The following is an 18903-nucleotide window of genomic DNA, read 5'->3' as shown; positions in this document are numbered from 1 at the left end:
CCCGCTAAGCACGGGTGCTGCATAAGCAAAACCATTCGGTATGGCATGGCACCAAACATTAACTAACCCGCTAATCTGCTAACCCGAGGTAGCAATAATGTTTACACCTATGATGACCACCCCCTTAACGATTACATCGTTGATGCACCACGCCGAACGCGTTAACGGCCTGGTAGAGGTGGTTTCGGTTACCGCCGACAATCCCCGTCATCGCTATACCTACCGCGATGCATTCAAGCGCGCCCGGCAACTGGCCAATGCCCTAAAGACACTGGGGCTCAAGCCTGGCGACACCGTCGGCACCGTGGCCTGGAACGACTACCGGCACCTGGAGATATACTATGCAGTGTCCTGCAGTGGGATGGTTTGCCACACCTTAAATCCGCGGCTGTTCCCTGAGCAGCTGGAGTACATCATCAATCACGGCGAGGACCAGTGGATCTGTATCGACCCCACACTGGTGCCATTAATCGAGCCCCTTAAAGATAAAATACCCAAGGTAAAAGGCTTTATCGTAATGACCGATGAAGCCCATATGCCCGACACCAAGCTGGACCAGGTGCTGTGCTACGAGTCTTTGATCGCGGAGCAAAGCGATCAGTTCGACTGGCCCGAGCTGGACGAGAACACACCCGCAGCGCTGTGCTACACCTCCGGCACAACCGGCAACCCAAAGGGCGTGCTATACACTCACCGCTCTACACTGCTGCACTGCTATGCCAGCATTTGCGCCGATGTTTTTGGTCTGTCGATTAAAGACGTCGCCCTGCCCATCGTACCAATGTTCCACGTTAACGGCTGGGGTATGGTGTATTCGGCGCCGATGGTGGGCACCAAGCTGGTCATGCCCGGCCCCAAGATGGGCGACGGCGAGACACTGTGCACACTGATTAATGAAGAAAAGGTCACCGTGTCGGCGGGGGTTCCCACCGTGTGGCTGGCGCTACTCAACTACCTGCAGCAAAGCGGCAGCAAGGTCGAATCACTGCAGCGTATCACCTCGGGCGGCGCCGCCTGCCCCTTTGTGGTGTACGACGAGATGCGCAGCAAGTACGACGTCGATGTTCAAATCGGCTGGGGTATGACTGAGATGAACCCGCTGGGCACCTATAATGGCAACTGTCCCCCCGCCCTGGAATCCCTCCCTCAGGAAGAGCTCGATCAGCTGCGGTTAAAAGCCGGTCGCCCGGTGTTTGGGGTCGATATCAAAATCGAGGGCGAAGATGGCCAGGAACTACCCTGGGATGGCAAGAGCAGCGGCGCTATCAAAGTTCGCGGGCCCTGGATCATTAACGAGTACTTCCACTATGACAAACCAACCCTGGACGACGATGGCTGGTTTGAAACCGGCGACGTCGGTTGTATGGACGAGTGGGGCTACTTGCAGATCACCGATCGACTGAAAGATGTGATCAAGTCCGGCGGCGAGTGGATCAGCTCCATCGAGCTGGAAAACTGCGCGGTGAACCACCCGGATGTTGCAGAAGCCGCCGTTATTGGTCTGCCTCACCCCAAGTGGTCAGAGCGGCCTTTACTGGTTGTGGTCATGAAGGAAGGCAAAACCATCGACAAGCAGGAGATGCTGGGCTGGCTGGAAGGCAAGGTCGCCAGCTGGTGGATTCCTAGTGACTGCGTGTTTGTGGATGAGCTCCCCCACACCGCCACCGGCAAAATCAGCAAGAAGGATCTCCGGGTTCAGTTCGCGGATTTTCAGTGGTCTGAATAGACTGCCCCGCCGCCGGAGACCGGCCTTACTCCTCAAATCCGGCAGCCAAGTTAATCACGCAGACATGACCAAATCGCGGGTGGCCTGCCATGGCCACCCCAACCTTTTTAAAGTCAGCAGTGATCAGGCTTTTCCGGTGGCCACGGCTGGGGACACCATCGTCGATCAGCAAGCCGACAATATTGTCTACCGCGGCATCGCGCCCGTAAGAGATATTTTCCGCAATCCGCTTGTACCAATAACCGTATTGCTCCACCCGAGTATCCAACTCCCGACCGCGGCTATCAGTGTGGCTCATTCCACCGTGGCGTGCCTTGTCCCGCGCGTGATCCCTGGCTGCCATTGCCAAGCCCTTTGAAGGCATTAGCAGGCCCACAGGCGGTGCAGCCGACAGGTCTTTAATGGCCTCCCTCAAGGCGCTGACGCCCTCTTTGGTCAATGTGCCGCCGTAGTATTCCGGCGTCCATGGTGGGCGATAAATATTGCGCTGGTAATACTTGATGCGGGGCTCAATAAACTCCCGTGCGTAGCGGCCGGGGTCACTGCGCAGCATATTCAAATGCAGAATAACCCGGCGCTCCATGGGGCTGAGGTAGGTGGCATGTTGAGCGGTGGACAATCGAGCCGTATCCCACCCAGCCACCGACCACTGCCCCTTACCCGAAGTCGCATCAGTCAAGGCCACCGCCGGGCCCTTGGCCGAGCCAGATCGACTCCCGGGCGGCGTTGACGCCGTGGGGGCGGAGGCGCAAGCGGTGATCACGATGCTAAGCAGTAGCAGCACGGCGTTCACAACGCGCGGAGGAGAGTTGCGATATTGATTCATACTCAGGGCCTGCATTGCCCCAGGAAAACCCATTTTCCCTGTGACGCCGCGTTTTAGAATTATGTCTGCGACATTAGCAAAGTAGCAGCGAAGCCTCTGTCGTGGAAAGCTCTGATGCCTCAGCTTTTAATTCGGTAGCCAGTGCGCAGCATCCAGTTCACTAACAGCAAGCACACTACCAAAAAAAACACTGTCATCCCCAAGCTGACCGCCACACTCACATCAGCCACGCCGTAAAAACTCCAGCGGAAGCCACTGATCAAGTAAACCACAGGATTAAACAAGGTGATGGTCTGCCACAGCGGTGGCAGCATGCTGATGGAATAAAAGCTGCCGCCGAGAAAAGCCAGGGGCGTGACTATCAACATCGGCACAATCTGCAATTTTTCAAAGCCATCTGCCCACACCCCGATGATAAAACCAAACAGACTGAAGGTAACCGCCGTCAGTATCAAAAAGCTGACCATCCAGACCGGGTGCTCTATGTGGTAGTCCACAAACAGACGGGCTGTGGCCAATATCAGCAAGCCCAGCACGACCGACTTAGTGGCGGCAGCACCGACATAGCCCAGTAAGATTTCTGCCACCGACACCGGCGCCGATAACAGCTCGTAGATGGTACCGTTGTACTTGGGGAAAAATATCCCAAAGGCCGCGTTGGAGATGCTTTCGGTCAGCAAGGCCAGCATCAACAGCCCGGGGATAATAAAAGCGCCGTAACTGACACCGTCGATTTCCACCATCCGCGAGCCGATCGCCGAGCCAAACACCACAAAATACAGCGAGGTGGAAATCACCGGCGAGGCCAGACTCTGCATCAGGGTGCGCCACCAGCGGTGCATCTCGAAAGAATAGATGGCCTTAACCGCGTAAAGATTCATGAGGCCTCCCGGACCGGGTCTGGATCGACGCTTTCGTGTACCAGGCTGACAAAGATTTCCTCCAACGAGCGCTGGCGGGTCTGCAAGTCTTTGTAGTCGATGCCGTGCTGATCCAGCCGCCGCAACACATCGGCAATACCGGTGTGCTCACTTTGGCTGTCAAAGTGAAACACCAACTCGTGACCATCGTCGCTAAGGCTCAGCGCCAGCTCACGCAAATCGTCGGGCAAAGAGGTCAGGGGTTGCTGTAGCTGCAAGCGCAGCTGTTTTTGGCCCAGCTTATCCATCAGTGTGTCCTTGTCCTCTACCAGCACAATTTCGCCCTTACTGATCACACCAATGCGGTCGGCCATTTCTTCCGCCTCTTCGATGTAGTGGGTGGTGAGGATAATGGTGACACCCCGCTCTCTGAGCCCTCTCACCATCTCCCACATATCCCGGCGCAGCTCCACATCCACCCCGGCGGTGGGCTCATCGAGGAACAGCACATCGGGTTCGTGGGACAGGGCCTTGGCGATCATCACCCGGCGCTTCATGCCGCCGGACAACTCCATAATGCGGGCGTGGCGCTTCTCCCACAGCGACAACTGCCGGAGGATTTGCTCCAAATAGGCGTTGTTGGGCGGCTTGCCAAACAGGCCGCGACTAAACTTTACCGTGGTCCACACGCTTTCAAAGCCGTCGGTGGACAACTCCTGGGGCACCAGGCCAACTCGGCCCCGGACCTGACGAAAATTGCGGACAATATCCAGACCGCCGACCGTAACGGCACCGCCACTGGCGTTAACGATGCCGCAGATAATACTGATCAGGGTGGTTTTGCCGGCGCCGTTGGGGCCCAGCAAGGCAAAAATTTCGCCGTCGCGAATTTCCAGGTCGACGCCCTGCAACGCGGGGTGACCAGAGGCATAAACTTTGTTCACCCCCTGAACGTTTACCGCTAGTGGCACAATATCCCCCTATGTATGGGTGGTGAAATGCTAAAAATGGCGCTAAGTGTCCCCGATTTAATCGGCGGCTGACAAGTCTGATTGTGCTGTCACACTGTAGACTCGAAGCACAGGCATGCTAACCAGCGCCCCAAGGATGTCGCGAGGAATCCCTCAGATAGTGAGACACTTACTTATACTCCCCACACCGACCGCCAGGCTCTGCCAACTCGTTGCGGCGGCCCTGTTAGTCACCGCTTGTAGTGTGGCCGCCACCCGCTTTATCGACGTCGACGACTACGATCTCTACACCGATGTAGCGGGACTCACCGAGTTAAGCGGACTGGCGGCCAGCCATCGCCACCCCGGGGTGTACTGGGGTCACAATGACAGCGGCCACAGTGCCACCCTGTACCGTTTTAACGACCGAGGCGAAGCCCTGGGCGCATTGGACATCGACGGCGCCGACGCCCTCGATTGGGAAGATATGGCCAGCTTTAGTGACGACCAAGGACACTGGTTGGTCATCGGCGACATCGGTGACAATTACGCGATCAGAAGATACATCGAGGTCTATCTCCTGGCTGAGCCGGAATCCCTGTCCGCTACAGCTGCGCCCATCAAGCGCCGCTACCGACTGCGCTATCCCGATGGCCCCCGGGACGCCGAAGCCCTGGCGGTGGATCCACACAGCGGTCACGCCTATATTGTTAGCAAGCGCGATCCCCATCCCCGCCTGTATCGCTTTGACCTGCGCGGTCGCGCCCCGGGCACAATCACGCTGGAGCTGGTGGGCGAGGTCAAAAGCCTGCCGACACCAGAGCGACACCAACAGCAGAACGCCGGCGACATTAGCGAATTTTCGCCCACCGGGCTGGCCTTTGATGCCGGGGGGCATGCGGCGCTGATGGTGACCCTGGAGCACAGTTACTACTTCCGCCGCCAAGCCGGAGAGCCCTGGCTGGACGCCCTGAATCGATCGCCCTATGTGCTGACTCCCCAGGCGATGCCGCAAACCGAAGCCGGCGCCATCTCGGTCGATGGCCACTCGGCCTTGGTGGGCAGCGAGGGCTACCCCTCGCCATTGTCGCTGATGCAGTTACCGCGCAAGACCGGCGGCGATTAATCTCCGCGCCGGGGCCAAACCAAAGTCCTTAACCAATTCAGCGTGCCATTTTTACTCAGAACCATGTGATCGACGTCGTCATAGAATTTTTCCAGCGCCGCCGGATCCTTAAAGAACGCGCCTCGCGGGGTGTAGCCCCGCTCTGGATCGAGCTCTTTCACCACCCGGGCCGGATTGCCGGCTACCACTACATTGGCGGGCACATCCCGAGTCACCACCGCGCAGGCGGCCACCACGCTATTTTCGCCGATGGTCACACCTTTAAGCACTGTGCAGCGGTCACCCAACCACACGTTGTCGCCAATGCGCACCGGGCACACCGCATCGCTGCGCTGGGTGCGATCGTAAACATCGTGCCAGTCACTGTCGGTAATATAAACGCCATGGGCCATCATCACGCTGTGGCCAATGGTGATTTCGTCGCTGGCGGAAATTCGCGTACCCGGGCTGATCATGACGTAATCGCCAATGGTGATAGACCCCTGGCCTGTGTCTCGCCCCCATACGCCAATTTTCACCCGGCTATCCACTTCGCCAACGATGGTGGCAGAGCGACCGATGCGGATATTGGGCCCGGATATCGACACATACCAAGGCTTCATCACGGTGGCATATTCACCCAGCTCGTCGCAGGCTGGCGCCAAGAAATGTGCGGTGTACCATCCTCTAAATTGCAAATAGCGTTTTTTAAACCAATAGGGGCGCCGGTCTTCTCTCATCGTTTCTGGTAATCTCTGCCGTCAATGGCGCCATAGTGTCGCAGTCGCGTATAGCGAGAGCAATAATCCAAACACCGTGCATCGGGCGTTTACAGCCCTTGTACGGCGTTGTCAGGTAGCAAAACCCAGCAATGAAAAAAAACCCAAACCAAGCCTTCTCCCGGGCCGTGGTCAGCAATCAACCCGGCATTCACGACAAGCTGGAGGAGCGGGTGAGGCGCCATCTCGCCGCCCCCTTTCGCAAACCCTATGCCGACCATAATCGTCGTGCCTTCGATCAAGCCCAGCAGTGGCTGAAGCAGACACAGCTCGACGGGCGACCACTGGTACTGGATTCCTTTTGTGGAGTCGGTGAGAGCACCTCGCGACTGGCCAAGCTCTACCCGGATTGCGCGATAATCGGCGTAGACAAATCCGCTGCCCGGCTGGAAAAACATCAGGCCCATGCCGTGCAGTCGCGGGATAACTATTTGCTGATTCGGGCTGATGTCGACGATTTTTGGCGGCTGGCGGTGGATGCCGGGTGGCGGCTGCAGCGTCATTTTTTGCTCTATCCCAACCCTTGGCCCAAATCTTCGCAGCTGCAATACCGGGTTCACGGTTCTCCCCTGTTCCCCAGCCTGCTCGCGCTGGGGGGCGAGGTGGAACTGCGCAGCAACTGGCCCATCTATGTTGAAGAGTTTGCCCAGGCGCTGCGCTTGGCGGGCTATGACGCCCGTACCGAGCGTTACCACGGCGAGACCTTAACCCCCTTTGAGCGCAAATACCGGCGTGCCGAGCAAGTGATCTGGCGCTGCCAATGCTTGCTGGAGAAGGCAAGCCCGGCGTCGCTGTGACGAGAGATAAAAAGGTTTATACTGCCGCTATGAGTACCGCGAGCCCCACACAGCAAAATCAGGACGCCTCAACGCCGGTTGCCGACCGTATCTGGCAAACCATCCGTGAGGAGACCGCCTGCGACGTTCAGCGCGAACCGGTGCTGGCGAGCTTTCTGCACGCCACAATTCTCAACCACCAAACCCTGGAAACCGCGCTGAGCTTTCACCTTGCCCACCATCTGGCCAGTCCCGCGGCCTCGGCGCTATTGGTGCGGGAAGTGCTGGAGGAGGCCTTTAACGCCGACCCCAGTATTGGCGCGGCAATTCGCTCGGACATCTGCGCCGTGTACGAACGGGATTCCGCCTGCGACAGCCTGTCCGTGCCCTTCCTCTACTTTAAAGGTTTTCACGCATTGGAGAGCTACCGGGTTGCTCACTGGCTGTGGAATCAGGGACGGACGTCACTGGCGCTGTTTCTGCAGAACCGCATCTCCTGCGAATTCGGTGTGGATATTCACCCGGCGGCCCGAGTCGGGCGGGGCATTATGATGGATCACGCCACAGGTATTGTGATTGGTGAAACCGCGGTGGTGGGTAACAACGTCTCGTTGATGCAATCCGTTACCCTTGGCGGCACCGGCAAGGAGCATGGCGATCGCCACCCCAAAGTATCGGATGGTGTTTTGATCGGTGCGGGCGCCAAGATACTGGGCAACATCCGTATTGGCGAAGGGGCCCACGTCGGGGCCGGTAGCGTGGTACTCAAAGACGTCCCACCCCATACTCTGGTGGCCGGCGTCCCCGCTAAAGAACTGGGCAAGCCGGACTGTGACTCACCCGCGCTATCGATGAACCACCGCGCCTGCTGCGACGAATAGCTCATCTTTTCGAAGGCTGCTCTACCGCAGCCTCCTGTCTCTTTTTTTTGGCGTCTTTGCTTAGGCACTGCAATTGGGCCGGATACCCAATGATTTGGCCTGCTCGTACAGGGGCTTGGCCTTTTTCATCCGCTTTTGCAGATCGCTGATCCGGGTAGCGTGAGAAGGGTGAGTGGACATAAATTCCGGCGGCTGTCCCTGGCTGGCGGCGCTCATGTTTTCCCAAAGTTGCACGCTGGCCTCGGGGTTAAATCCAGATTTGGCCATCAGGTCCAAACCCACCACGTCGGCCTCTGACTCCTGAGCTCGTCCGTAAGGCAGTACCACACCAAACTGAGCACCCAAGCCCAACAGCCCCATTACCGTCTGCTTCTGAGCACTGTCGCCCAGCAACACCGCAATCAACTGACTGCCGGTGCCGGCCACACTTTGCAGAGACATGCGTTCAGCGCTGTGGTGGGCCAGTACGTGTGCCACCTCGTGCCCCAGTACCGTGGCCAGTTGGTCGCTGGTTTTGGCCACTTTAAGAATACCGGTGTGGACGCCGATCTTTTTACCGGGCAGCGCAAAGGCGTTGGCAGAATCCTCTTCAAACACCACCACTTCCCAGTCGCCCTGCCACTCACCGGTTAAGCCGGCAGTGATGGCCTTGGCCACGCAGCCCACATAGCGATTAGTGCGCGCGTTGGTGCTGACGGTCATTTTCTCTTTCATCTGATCAAAGGCGGTGGCCCCCATCTGCGACATTTCACTGTTATTGAACAGCAGCATTTGTCGACGCCCGGTGGGAGACTCGGCGCAGGCACCCAGAACGATCACCGTCGCAACGAGCAGGACCGAAGAGATAAATTTCATAACTGGCTCCGCTGAATGGAAGAATTTTTTCGCATTATGGCATAGGCTAAGGGCACTTGGCGCAAGGCTGCGCCACAAACACGATCTGCAACTGCATGTCTGCAACGAGGATCCCACATGAGCGAGCCCTGCGCCTGGTGCGGCGACGATCCCCTCTACAGACGCTATCACGACGTCGAATGGGGAGTCCCCTGCGATGACGACGGCAAACTGTTCGAGTTTCTGGTGCTGGAGTCTGCCCAGGCTGGCCTGAACTGGCTTACCATCTTGCGCAAACGGGAAGGTTACCGCGCTGCCTTCGCCGGTTTTGACCCCAATAAGGTGGCAAAGTTTGACCAGGATAAGGTATCCCAGTTACTGGACAATCCAGCCATCATTCGCAACCGTAAAAAGATAGAAAGCGCCATCAACAATGCCCAGCGTTTTCTGGAAGTGCAAGGGGAGTTCGGCAGCTTTGCCCGATATATGTGGTCATTTTTTGATGACCGACCGATTCAAAACCATTGGCAGAGCCTGGCCGAAGTCCCCGCCACTACCGCGGTGTCCGACCAGATCAGCAAAGACATGAAGAAGCGGGGTTTTCGATTTTTTGGCAGCACCATTTGCTACGCACACCTACAGGCTTTGGGCTTTGTAAACGACCACCTTGTCAGCTGCCCCCGTCATGCGGCCTGCACAGAATTGGGCAAGGCATTTGCGCCAAAATGGCAATAGTTGGCACGAACCGGACCGAGCCCGTCAGGTCAAAACAGTGGCCCGAGACAAGGAAACCGGCACCACCGGCTTCAGCTCATCAAACAATCATCGATAAGGATTCTTCAACATGCGCGCTCGACACGGCTTTATTTTAGGGCTGGTACTGGTACTCAGCGCCTGCAGCAGCACCGATGTTGTTACCGACTACAATCCCTACACCGATTTCTCCAGTTATCAGAAGTACCGCTGGTCTGAAACCAGCGGCGCCGACAAAACCGTGTCGCCCTTGGTGGTGGAACACGTTAAAACCGCGCTGGCAGAGCAGCTTAATATCGACCAGTACAAGCTGGCCGCCAAAGCCGATCAGGCCAACTTCGCGGTGCGCTACTATGTCGCGGAAGGGGCGCAAACCATCGACCGCAGCCCGCGCCTGGGCATTGGCCTGGGTAGCTTTTCCGGCAATGTCGGCATCGGCACTTCGGTAGGTGTGCCGCTTGGAAAAGACAAGGTCAACCGCAATGTGCAAATTCTGATCGACTTGTTAGATGCCGAGACGCAAAAACTAAGCTGGCGGGGCTCCCTGGTCGTGGAGCTCAACGACAAAGACCCAAAAGACAATATGGCCCGATTGCACAGCGCCGTTGCCGAAATCTGGTCGCAGTTTCCACCCCAGAAATAGCCTCAAGGCCGACATCATAGTCTCGGGCTAAATAGCCTCGGTGCTGAACGTCGAGACCGGGAACTGAAACGGGGACTCAGGATTACAGCCAGAGCCGGCAATTAGAGATAGGGAAAATACTCCCGCAGCCGCGAGGCCGAAAGCCCTCTTAGCAAGGCAATATTGCGCTGGGGAATCTCGTCGGGGTCAGAGTAGCCTGCCAGTGCGGCCTCGACACTGGCCTCCCTCAGCAAGTGAACAATCGGATAGGGCGCCCGGTTGGTGAAATTGGCGGGGTCATCAGGCTCGGCGTCGGCAAAACAGTACTGGGGATGGAAGCTCGCTACCTGGAATTCCCCCTCCCAGCCACAGGCTGCCAGGTAGTGCTCCAGGATGTGTATAAAATCGTTATACGCAACGAAATCTGCCAGTAGCGTCGGTATTACCAATAAGCTGGTATCCAGCACCTCCGCCGGTGTCGAAGCCATTTGCTGAACCTTGGCGTCGATTTCCGCTAACAAGCCCTCCCCCTCCCGGGCTTCACTCACCACGATGTCGATTTGCCCCAATCGCCGCGGTCGCGCGGCAAACGGGCACAAACGCAGTCCAATGACCACCTCATCCAGCCAACGGGCCACTTCGTTTTCTATATGTTCTGTACTCATTTCAAGCCACCGCTTGGCCAGGGTTTAGCGCATTATGGAATTTGCGTCACTCTGTTTAGATAAAAATACAATAATACTGCTCGGCATTGCACGATACAGCGTAGGCGGACATTGATAGACTCAAACCATGCGCGGTCTTGCATGTTCGGGATAGCGTTTTACATTGAGGCGACTGTCCACCGCGAGCCGCGTTTACTGTTTGCAATTGCAGAGGTAGCGCTCGGCTTATATCTCGGGCTCGCCGTGTGATTGCATTCCCCACGATAAAAAGAGGAATAGCAATTATGAAACGATACTTCTTCCTTGCGGACAACCTTGAAAAACTCGAGGCCATTGAGCACGACTTAGAGCACAACGGCCTCAGCCGACCCCAGGTTCACGTATTGAGCCACGATGACTCCGGGGTTCATCAACACCACCTCAACGACATCGAGGCAGTGCTTCGCAAGGACGTTGTTCAATCCATGCAACGGGGCGCATTGTTTGGCTTCCTCGGCCTGGCCATCGTCTTGGGCGCAGCACATTTTTCCGGTGCCGCGGCAGCCGTGGGCTGGGTACCCTTTGTGTTTCTCGGCATTGTCGTGCTGGGCTTCATGACCTGGGAGGGTGGATTGTTTGGAATTCAGGAGCCCCACCGCGATTTCAAACGTTTTGAACAGGCTCTGGAAAGCGGCCGGCACTTGCTGATTATCGATGCCACCGACAAGGAGCAGAACCTGCTTAACCGGGTGACCGCCCACTATCCCGAACTGGAGTTCTCAGGTACCGCCGAGGGCGCGCCTGGCTGGTTTATTAACCTGCAAAACAAGTGGCGCAACTTTATTGAAGTGATGCCCTGATCCCAGTGGTCTCACGATGAGATTTGCAAGAAAGCAAAAACGCCCACGTTTCGTGGGCGTTTTTGCTTAGCGACTCATATCGACTGATATCAGCGATTATCAACCATGGTAAGGCGCTGACAGCTCCTTCACCGCATTGATAAAGGCACCGGCATGTTCGGGATCAACCTCGGGGGTAATTCCGTGCCCCAGGTTAAACACATGCCCGGTACCCGTGCCGAACTCTTCGAGAATGGTGGCGACTTCCTGACGAATGCGCGCGGGAGAGGCTCGCAGCATTGCTGGGTCCATGTTGCCCTGCAGTGCGACTTTGTCGCCAACCCGGCGGCGAGCTTCTCCAAGGTGGGTGGTCCAATCCAGCCCCAAAGCTGAAGCACCGGTGTCGGCCATTACCTCCAGCCACTGACCACCGTTTTTGGTGAACAGGATAATGGGGACTTCCCGACCGTCGTGCTGACGAATCAAACCGTCGACGATTTTTTTCATATAGCGGAGACTGAACTCCTGATAAGCCCAGTGACTCAGAGCTCCGCCCCAGGTATCAAAGATTTGTACCGCCTGGGCACCGGCACGAATCTGATCATTGAGGTAGGCGGTGACACTGTCGGCCAGCTTGGCCAACAACCCGTGGACAACTTCAGGCTGATCAAAAGCCAGCGCCTTGCTGCGGGCGTGATCCTTGGAGCCGCCACCTTCGATCATATAGGTCGCCAGCGTCCAGGGGCTGCCGGAAAAACCGATCAATGGCACACGGCCATTGAGTGCCCGACGAATGGTGCGCACCGCATCGCAAACGTAGGTAAGGTGGGTTTCGCCATCCACCACCGGTAGCGCGTCGACATCCGCCATGGAGCGCACAGTCTTGCGAAAGCGAGGGCCCTCGCCAGTCTCAAAGTAGAGCCCTAGCCCCATGGCGTCGGGAATGGTAAGGATATCCGAAAACAGAATCGCCGCGTCCAAGGGGTAACGCTCCAAAGGCTGCAGCGTCACCTCACAGGCCAGCTCGGGATTCTTGCACAGCGACAGGAAATCCCCCGCTTGCGCTCGCGTCGCCCGGTATTCAGGCAAATAGCGGCCCGCCTGGCGCATCATCCATACCGGAGTGTAATCCACCGGCTGGCGCAGCAGCGCGCGGAGAAAGGTATCGTTTTTAAGAGCCGTCATTATTTTCCGTCGCTTTTTGGTGGATGACCGCAGTGGCTGGCACCGCGGATCGTGCGCCCCGGCACTCAGACTTTCAGGTAGTCGAGTATGCCTTCGGCCGCTTGTCGGCCTTCCCATACCGCAGTCACTACCAGGTCAGAGCCCCGCACCATGTCGCCACCGGCAAAGATTTTGGGGTTAGTGGTCTGGAATTTGTACAGTTGCTCTTCCGGCGCGGTGATGCCGCCCCAGTTGTTAACTTCCACGCTCTGCCCTTTCAGCCATTCCGGCGGGTTGGGTTGGAAACCAAAGGCCACCAGTACCACATCGGCAGGGATCACTTCTTCACTGCCGGCCACCGGTTCGGGGCGGCGGCGACCGTTTTCGTCGGGCTCACCCAGTTGCGTGGTCACCACCTTGACCCCCTCCACCTTGTCGTTACCGACAATGGCGATGGGCTGGCGGTTGAACAAAAACTCCACACCCTCTTCCCGGGCGTTGTGTACTTCCTTACGGGAACCGGGCATGTTTTCTTCGTCGCGGCGGTAGGCGCACACAACAGACTCGGCACCCTGGCGAACGGAGGTCCGGTTACAGTCCATCGCCGTGTCACCACCACCCAGTACCACGACCCGCTGGCCGCGCACGCTGATGTAGTCGCTGGCGTCCTCTTCCCAACCCATATTGCGATTGACGTTGGAAACCAGGAAGGGCAAAGCATCGTAGACGCCGGGCAGATCCTCGCCCGGGAAGCCACCTTTCATGTATTTATAGGTCCCCATGCCCATGAAAACGGCATCGTAATCACTGAGCAGCTCATCGATGGAGATGTCTTTACCGATCTCGGTATTGAGACGGAACTCCACGCCCATATCTTCCAGCACCCGACGGCGGCGCTGCACAACGGATTTTTCCAGTTTGAATTCGGGGATGCCAAAGGTCAGCAGGCCACCAATTTCCGGGTAGCGGTCAAAAACAATGGGCTTGACCCCGGCGCGCACCAATACGTCGGCGCAGCCGATACCCGCAGGGCCGGCACCAATCACCGCTACTTTTTTGTCGGTCCAGACCCGCTTGGACAGGTCCGGGCGCCAACCCAATTCCAGCGCGGTATCGGTGATGTATTTCTCGGTGGAACCGATGGTAACGGCACCAAAGCCGTCGTTCAGTGTACAGGCGCCCTCACACAGGCGATCTTGAGGGCATACCCGGCCACAGACTTCTGGCAGGCTGTTGGTCTGGTGACTGAGTTCTGCCGCCTCGAAGAGGTTGCCCTCACTGACCAGCTTTAACCAGTTGGGAATGTAGTTGTGCACCGGGCACTTCCACTCGCAATAGGGGTTGCCACAAGACAGGCAGCGATGCGCCTGGTGCTTAACCTCTTCCTCTTTGTAAGGCTCGTAGATTTCGACGAACTCTGCGCGACGCTCTTCAATCGCTTTTTTAGACGGATCCTGGCGACCCACATCGAGAAACTGAAACGTGTTGTGCAGTCTTTCAGCCATAGTTTTACCTCTGTTCTACTCGGCGACGGCCGCTCTTATTCCGGGCGCTGTCTGGTGGTTTCCAACAGGCGACTGAGACTCGCCGCCTTGGGCTTGATCATCCAGAACTTGCCGATGTAGTCGTCGAAATTATCGAGAATGTGCTGACCCCAGGCGGACCCGGTCTCAGCCACATACTCTTCTATGTTGCCCCGCAGGTGGGCCCGGTATGCCTCGAGGGGCTCCGAGGTGATCCGGCAAATCTCTACCAACTCGCTGTTGTAGCGGTCGACAAAGCAGTTCGCCTCGTCTAACACGTAGGCAAACCCGCCTGTCATACCGGCACCAAAGTTCACCCCGGTTGAACCCAGCACGGTGATGTTGCCACCCGTCATATATTCACAGCAGTGGTCACCGGCACCCTCGATAACGGCGTGGGCACCGGAGTTTCGCACGCCGAAGCGCTCACCGGCGGTACCGGCCGCAAACAGCCGCCCTCCGGTGGCACCGTAGAGGCAGGTGTTACCGATAATCGAGGTTTCCTGACTCTTAAAGCTGCTTACCCGGGGCGGGTAGATCACCAACTTGCCGCCGGCCATGCCTTTGCCGACATAGTCGTTGGCGTCGCCTTCCAGGCGCATATGCAAGCCGCCCGCGTTCCAGACACCAAAACTCTGGCCAGCGGTACCAGTCAAATTCAGGGTAATGGGCGCATCTTCCATACCGGCATTGCCGTGACGCTTGGCAATCTCGCCAGACAAGCGGGCACCAATAGAGCGATCACAGTTAGTGACAGTAAAGTCGAACTCGCCGCCCGATTTTGCGTCGATGGCTGGCAGCACCGCAGCCACCATTTGCTCGGCTTTCTCGCCCTTATCGAAGGGCTCGTTTAGAGCCACCTGACAGTATTCCGGCTGCCCCTGAGCCTCGGGGTCCTTCCAGAGAATCGGCGCCAGATCCAACAGTGCCTGTTTCTCGGTGTGACCCTGGTGCTGCTGAAGCAAATCGGTGCGACCGATTAACTCGTCCATGGTGCGCACGCCGATACGAGCCATCCACTCCCGGGTTTCGGTGGCAACGAAGGTGAAGAAATTCACCACCATATCCACGGTGCCGATAAAGTGCTCATCCCGCAGGCGATCATCCTGGGTTGCTACACCGGTGGCGCAGTTGTTCAGGTGACAGATACGCAGGTATTTACAACCCAGCGCCACCATCGGCGTGGTCCCAAAACCGAAGCTCTCGGCGCCGAGAATGGCGGCTTTGACCACGTCCAAACCGGTTTTCAGACCACCATCGGTCTGTACCCTCACCTTGCCGCGAAGACCGTTACCGCGCAGAGTTTGCTGTGCTTCTGCCAAGCCCAGCTCCCAGGGTGAGCCGGCATAGCGGATCGAGGTCAACGGGCTGGCTGCGGTGCCGCCATCGTAACCGGAGATGGTAATCAAATCCGCGTAGGCCTTGGCCACACCGGCGGCGATAGTGCCAACACCGGGTTCTGAGACCAGCTTCACCGACACCAGCGCATCGGGATTAACCTGTTTGAGATCAAAAATCAGCTGCGCCAAATCCTCGATGGAGTAAATATCGTGGTGGGGCGGCGGTGATATCAAGGTCACACCGGGCACCGAGTAACGCAGGCGCGCGATCAGCGCATTGACCTTGCCGCCGGGCAACTGACCACCCTCGCCGGGCTTGGCACCCTGGGCCACTTTGATCTGCAGTACTTCGGCGTTGACCAGATAGTGGGGCGTTACACCAAAGCGGCCAGAGGCGATCTGCTTGATCTTGGAGGTACGTTCAGTGCCGTAGCGCTCGGGGTCCTCGCCACCCTCACCGGAGTTGGAGCGCGCGCCCAAGCGGTTCATGGCTGCGGCCAAGGCCTCGTGGGCCTCGGGGCTCAATGCCCCCAGAGACATCCCTGCCGAGTCAAAGCGGCGGACGATACTTTCCACCGGCTCCACTTCTTCCAGCGGGATCGGCTTAACGTCAGTTTTAAAATCCAGCAGGTCCCGCAGCGTCGCCACCGGGCGATCGTTCACCAAGTTGGCGTAGTGCTTCCACTTGGCGTAGTCACCGGTTTTCACCGCTTCCTGCAGAGACATCACCACATCTGGATTAAAGGCGTGGTATTCCTTGCCGTGGACATACTTCAGCAAACCGCCCTGATCCAGAGCCTTGCGCGGTAGCCATGCCAGTGTGGCCAGCGCCTCTTGATCTTTCTCCAGTTCGGCAAAGCCGACACCGGCGATGCGACTGGCGACACCGGTAAAGCATTGGCTGACCACATCCGGCGCCAGACCCACGGCTTCGAACAATTGCGCGCCGCGGTAGGAGGAAATCGAGGATATGCCCATTTTGGACATAATTTTCAGCAGGCCTTTATTAATGCCCTTACAGTAATTGCTGTGGACGGTCTGCTCATCGCCCAACAGTTCACCGCTGCGCAGCATATCGCTGAGCACGGCGAAAGACATGTAGGGATAGACTGCTGTCGCGCCAAAGCCAAACAGACAGGCCATCTGGTGGGAGTCCCGCGCGCTGCCACTCTCGATTACCAGGTTGGCGTCGCAGCGCAGCCCCTGCTTGATAAGGTGGTGGTGAACCGCTCCGGTGGCCAACAGGCTGTGGACGGTCAACAAGCCCGGCTTGGCGTGGCGGTCGGTCAGTACCAAAATGACTTTGCCATTGCGCACAGCCTCTTCCGCCTGCTGCGCCACGGCAGACACCGCGCTGGCCAAAGACTGGGACGCCGGGTCATAGCTGAGATCAATCTGCGCCAGTGGGTAGCGGGCAGAGTTCACTCCCATCAAACGATCGTACTTGTCCGGCGACAGCACCGGGCTGGTCAAAATCAAGCGGTCGGCGTGGTCAGCAGTCTGCTCAAAGACATTTTGCTCGGCACCCAGCAGGGTCTCCAAGCTCATGACGATGGCCTCACGCAGCGGATCGATCGGCGGGTTGGTAACCTGAGCGAACTTCTGGCGGAAATAGTCGTACAGGGAACGCTGACCGCGGGACAGCACCGCCATCGGCGTATCGTCACCCATGGAGCCGACGGCCTCGTTGCCGCTGTCCGCCAACGGCGCCAGCACCTGCTCCCGCTCTTCAAAAGTGACTTGGAAATACTTCTGCAGGGAGCGCAGATCTTCGCCTTCAGGCAGCGCCGGGCGATTACCCTGACCCAACTGATCCTGCAGTCGATTGGCGTTCTCCCGCAGCCACTGCTTGTAGGGGTGCGCCTGCTTCAGCCGCTCGTCGACATCTTTAGTGTGCAGCACTTCGCCGTTTTCGGTGTCCACCACCAAAATCTGTCCGGGGCCGACCCGGCCCTTGGCGACCACTTGCTCTGGCTGATAACTGTAGGTGCCAATTTCCGAGGCGACAGTGATGAAATCGTCGTCGGTAATCACCCAGCGCGATGGGCGCAGACCGTTGCGGTCCAGCATACATACGGCGTAGCGACCATCGGTCATAACCAGGCCGGCGGGGCCATCCCAGGGCTCCATATGCATGGAGTTGTATTCGTAGAAGGCCTTGAGGTCGGCATCCATGTGCTCGATATTCTGCCAGGCCGGAGGAACCAGCATCCGCACTGCACGGAACAGGTCCATGCCACCAGCGACCAGTAGCTCAAGCATGTTATCGAGACTGGAAGAGTCCGAGCCGGTGCGATTAACCAGCGGAGCCAGAGCCTCAGAATTCGGCAACAGCGGGCTGGTGAAATTCTTGGCTCTCGCCGACGCCCAGTTGCGGTTGCCTTCAATGGTGTTGATTTCGCCGTTGTGGGCCAGCATCCGGAAGGGCTGGGCCAGCGGCCAGCGAGGGCTGGTATTGGTGGAAAAGCGCTGGTGGAAGACACAGATAGCCGTTTCCAGGGCCGGCTCGGCCAGATCCTTGTAGAAACGCGGCAGATCCACCGGCATCACCAGGCCCTTATAGGACACCACGTCGGCAGACAGACTACAGATGTAAAAATCGCTGTCGTCGACCAGTGCATTCTCGGCCAAACGACGCACCACAAACAGGCGGGTTGTCAGCTCCTGGCGAGACAGGCCCTCAACGTTGATAAAGACCTGCTCAATCCGTGGCAAGCTGGCCTTGGCAATATCACCACACACCGAGGGATCTACCGGAACCTCCCGCCAGCCAACACAATCCAGGCCATTGTCTCGCAGTACCGACTCAAAACTTGCCCGGGCCGCGCTGGCCTTGGCCTCGTCCCCGCTCAGGAATATCTGGCCAATGCCGTACTCGTCACTAAGCTCGGCACCAAGTTGGGACCGCGCAATGTCGCGCAAAAAGGCATCGGGCTTCTTCAGTAGCAGACCACAACCATCGCCGGTCTTGCCGTCGGCGGCAATGCCACCGCGGTGGGTCATACAGGTCAGCGCCTCGATGGCCGTCTCCAACAAGCGGTGACTGGCCTCACCCTTCATATGGGCTATCAGGCCGAAACCGCAGTTGTCGCGCACATCATCAGGTCTGTACAGGCCTGTACTCATAATACGACTCTCACAAAATTACCAAGGAAAACAAGCAGATAGTTGAAATGAATGCTTTAAAACGCACGCGTTCCGGAAAAAAGGACCGACATTCTACACGCATGCCACATACGCGACAAATTGCGCTATGGGTTTTGCACAATTATTGAGCAAAG

Annotated in this window: 16 protein-coding genes; 7 read left to right on the top strand and 9 right to left on the bottom strand. The window is 57.7% G+C overall.

What is annotated here, in order from left to right:
• Window positions 1–97: 97 nt before the first annotated feature.
• Window positions 98–1726: a long-chain-fatty-acid--CoA ligase gene (locus I6N98_RS03760; protein WP_198570471.1), complete on the top strand. Its 1629-nt coding sequence runs from the start codon at window positions 98–100 to the stop codon at window positions 1724–1726.
• A 25-nt stretch (window positions 1727–1751) separates the two neighbouring features.
• Here I6N98_RS03760 and I6N98_RS03755 read toward each other — a convergent pair whose 3' ends face one another.
• From I6N98_RS03755 to I6N98_RS03745, 3 genes are all read right to left on the bottom strand, one after another.
• Window positions 1752–2552 (bottom strand): CAP domain-containing protein, encoded by an 801-nt coding sequence (locus tag I6N98_RS03755; RefSeq protein ID WP_198570470.1) that lies wholly within the window; start codon window positions 2550–2552, stop codon window positions 1752–1754.
• 119 nt (window positions 2553–2671) lie between these two features.
• Window positions 2672–3433, bottom strand: coding sequence for an ABC transporter permease (locus tag I6N98_RS03750; RefSeq protein WP_198570469.1), 762 nt, complete (start codon window positions 3431–3433; stop codon window positions 2672–2674).
• Window positions 3430–4383: an ABC transporter ATP-binding protein gene (locus tag I6N98_RS03745; protein WP_198570468.1), complete on the bottom strand. Its 954-nt coding sequence runs from the start codon at window positions 4381–4383 to the stop codon at window positions 3430–3432. The genes I6N98_RS03750 and I6N98_RS03745 overlap by 4 nt, the downstream gene beginning before the upstream one ends.
• 160 nt (window positions 4384–4543) lie before the next feature.
• On the opposite strand from I6N98_RS03745, the gene I6N98_RS03740 reads away from it, so the two are divergent.
• The gene (locus I6N98_RS03740; protein WP_198570467.1) at window positions 4544–5488 is read left to right on the top strand and encodes an esterase-like activity of phytase family protein; all 945 of its coding nucleotides are present in this window, start codon (window positions 4544–4546) and stop codon (window positions 5486–5488) included.
• On the opposite strand, the gene I6N98_RS03735 is transcribed toward I6N98_RS03740, so the two are convergent.
• Window positions 5485–6207, bottom strand: coding sequence for an acyltransferase (locus I6N98_RS03735; protein WP_198570466.1), 723 nt, complete (start codon window positions 6205–6207; stop codon window positions 5485–5487). The genes I6N98_RS03740 and I6N98_RS03735 overlap by 4 nt on opposite strands.
• A 131-nt stretch (window positions 6208–6338) precedes the next feature.
• Here I6N98_RS03735 and trmB point away from each other — a divergent pair, with 131 nt between their 5' ends.
• Both trmB and cysE read left to right on the top strand, forming a co-directional pair.
• Window positions 6339–7043, top strand: a complete 705-nt coding sequence (gene trmB, locus I6N98_RS03730) for a tRNA (guanine(46)-N(7))-methyltransferase TrmB (RefSeq protein WP_198570465.1) — start codon at window positions 6339–6341, stop codon at window positions 7041–7043.
• A gap of 29 nt (window positions 7044–7072) precedes the next feature.
• Window positions 7073–7903 (top strand): serine O-acetyltransferase, encoded by an 831-nt coding sequence (cysE, locus tag I6N98_RS03725; RefSeq protein WP_198570464.1) that lies wholly within the window; start codon window positions 7073–7075, stop codon window positions 7901–7903.
• 60 nt (window positions 7904–7963) lie between these two features.
• Here cysE and I6N98_RS03720 read toward each other — a convergent pair whose 3' ends face one another.
• Entirely contained in the window at window positions 7964–8758 is a 795-nt protein-coding gene (locus tag I6N98_RS03720; protein WP_198570463.1) for a M48 family metallopeptidase, read from the bottom strand.
• Between the two features lie 117 nt (window positions 8759–8875).
• On the opposite strand from I6N98_RS03720, the gene I6N98_RS03715 reads away from it, so the two are divergent.
• Together I6N98_RS03715 and I6N98_RS03710 are read left to right on the top strand one after the other, a co-directional pair.
• On the top strand, window positions 8876–9472 hold the full coding sequence (locus tag I6N98_RS03715; RefSeq protein ID WP_198570462.1) for a DNA-3-methyladenine glycosylase I: 597 nt from the start codon (window positions 8876–8878) through the stop codon (window positions 9470–9472).
• 109 nt (window positions 9473–9581) lie between these two features.
• Entirely contained in the window at window positions 9582–10133 is a 552-nt protein-coding gene (locus I6N98_RS03710; protein WP_198570461.1) for a DUF4136 domain-containing protein, read from the top strand.
• Window positions 10134–10234: 101 nt separating this feature from the next.
• Here the strand turns inward: I6N98_RS03710 and I6N98_RS03705 are convergent, their stop codons facing one another.
• Window positions 10235–10777 (bottom strand): DUF1415 domain-containing protein, encoded by a 543-nt coding sequence (locus I6N98_RS03705; protein ID WP_198570460.1) that lies wholly within the window; start codon window positions 10775–10777, stop codon window positions 10235–10237.
• A 284-nt stretch (window positions 10778–11061) separates the two neighbouring features.
• On the opposite strand from I6N98_RS03705, the gene I6N98_RS03700 reads away from it, so the two are divergent.
• On the top strand, window positions 11062–11616 hold the full coding sequence (locus I6N98_RS03700) for an NAD/FAD-utilizing enzyme (protein WP_198570459.1): 555 nt from the start codon (window positions 11062–11064) through the stop codon (window positions 11614–11616).
• 99 nt (window positions 11617–11715) lie between these two features.
• On the opposite strand, the gene hemE is transcribed toward I6N98_RS03700, so the two are convergent.
• The 3 genes from hemE to gltB all read right to left on the bottom strand — a co-directional run bounded on the left by hemE (window position 11716) and on the right by gltB (window position 18748).
• Window positions 11716–12780 (bottom strand): uroporphyrinogen decarboxylase, encoded by a 1065-nt coding sequence (hemE, locus tag I6N98_RS03695; protein ID WP_198570458.1) that lies wholly within the window; start codon window positions 12778–12780, stop codon window positions 11716–11718.
• 65 nt (window positions 12781–12845) lie between these two features.
• Window positions 12846–14264, bottom strand: a complete 1419-nt coding sequence (locus I6N98_RS03690; protein WP_198570457.1) for an FAD-dependent oxidoreductase — start codon at window positions 14262–14264, stop codon at window positions 12846–12848.
• A gap of 35 nt (window positions 14265–14299) precedes the next feature.
• Complete coding sequence (gene gltB / locus I6N98_RS03685) at window positions 14300–18748, bottom strand: glutamate synthase large subunit (protein WP_198570456.1); 4449 nt, start codon at window positions 18746–18748, stop codon at window positions 14300–14302.
• Between the last annotated feature and the right edge of the window lie 155 nt (window positions 18749–18903).

This window comes from Spongiibacter nanhainus (genome assembly GCF_016132545.1).
GTDB lineage: Bacteria > Pseudomonadota > Gammaproteobacteria > Pseudomonadales > Spongiibacteraceae > Spongiibacter > Spongiibacter nanhainus.
Note: the sequence above shows the minus strand (reverse complement) of the source record. Positions and strands in the feature narration are given on the sequence as shown.

Coding starts and splice junctions, on each gene's coding strand:
- I6N98_RS03700 (WP_198570459.1), top strand. CDS start 11,062: ATGAAACGATACTTCTTCCTTGCGGACAACCTTGAAAAACTCGAGGCC.
- I6N98_RS03720 (WP_198570463.1), bottom strand. CDS start 8,758: ATGAAATTTATCTCTTCGGTCCTGCTCGTTGCGACGGTGATCGTTCTG.
- I6N98_RS03760 (WP_198570471.1), top strand. CDS start 98: ATGTTTACACCTATGATGACCACCCCCTTAACGATTACATCGTTGATG.
- I6N98_RS03750 (WP_198570469.1), bottom strand. CDS start 3,433: ATGAATCTTTACGCGGTTAAGGCCATCTATTCTTTCGAGATGCACCGC.
- trmB (WP_198570465.1), top strand. CDS start 6,339: ATGAAAAAAAACCCAAACCAAGCCTTCTCCCGGGCCGTGGTCAGCAAT.
- cysE (WP_198570464.1), top strand. CDS start 7,073: ATGAGTACCGCGAGCCCCACACAGCAAAATCAGGACGCCTCAACGCCG.
- hemE (WP_198570458.1), bottom strand. CDS start 12,780: ATGACGGCTCTTAAAAACGATACCTTTCTCCGCGCGCTGCTGCGCCAG.
- I6N98_RS03690 (WP_198570457.1), bottom strand. CDS start 14,264: ATGGCTGAAAGACTGCACAACACGTTTCAGTTTCTCGATGTGGGTCGC.
- I6N98_RS03705 (WP_198570460.1), bottom strand. CDS start 10,777: ATGAGTACAGAACATATAGAAAACGAAGTGGCCCGTTGGCTGGATGAG.
- I6N98_RS03755 (WP_198570470.1), bottom strand. CDS start 2,552: ATGAATCAATATCGCAACTCTCCTCCGCGCGTTGTGAACGCCGTGCTG.
- I6N98_RS03710 (WP_198570461.1), top strand. CDS start 9,582: ATGCGCGCTCGACACGGCTTTATTTTAGGGCTGGTACTGGTACTCAGC.
- I6N98_RS03735 (WP_198570466.1), bottom strand. CDS start 6,207: ATGAGAGAAGACCGGCGCCCCTATTGGTTTAAAAAACGCTATTTGCAA.
- gltB (WP_198570456.1), bottom strand. CDS start 18,748: ATGAGTACAGGCCTGTACAGACCTGATGATGTGCGCGACAACTGCGGT.
- I6N98_RS03715 (WP_198570462.1), top strand. CDS start 8,876: ATGAGCGAGCCCTGCGCCTGGTGCGGCGACGATCCCCTCTACAGACGC.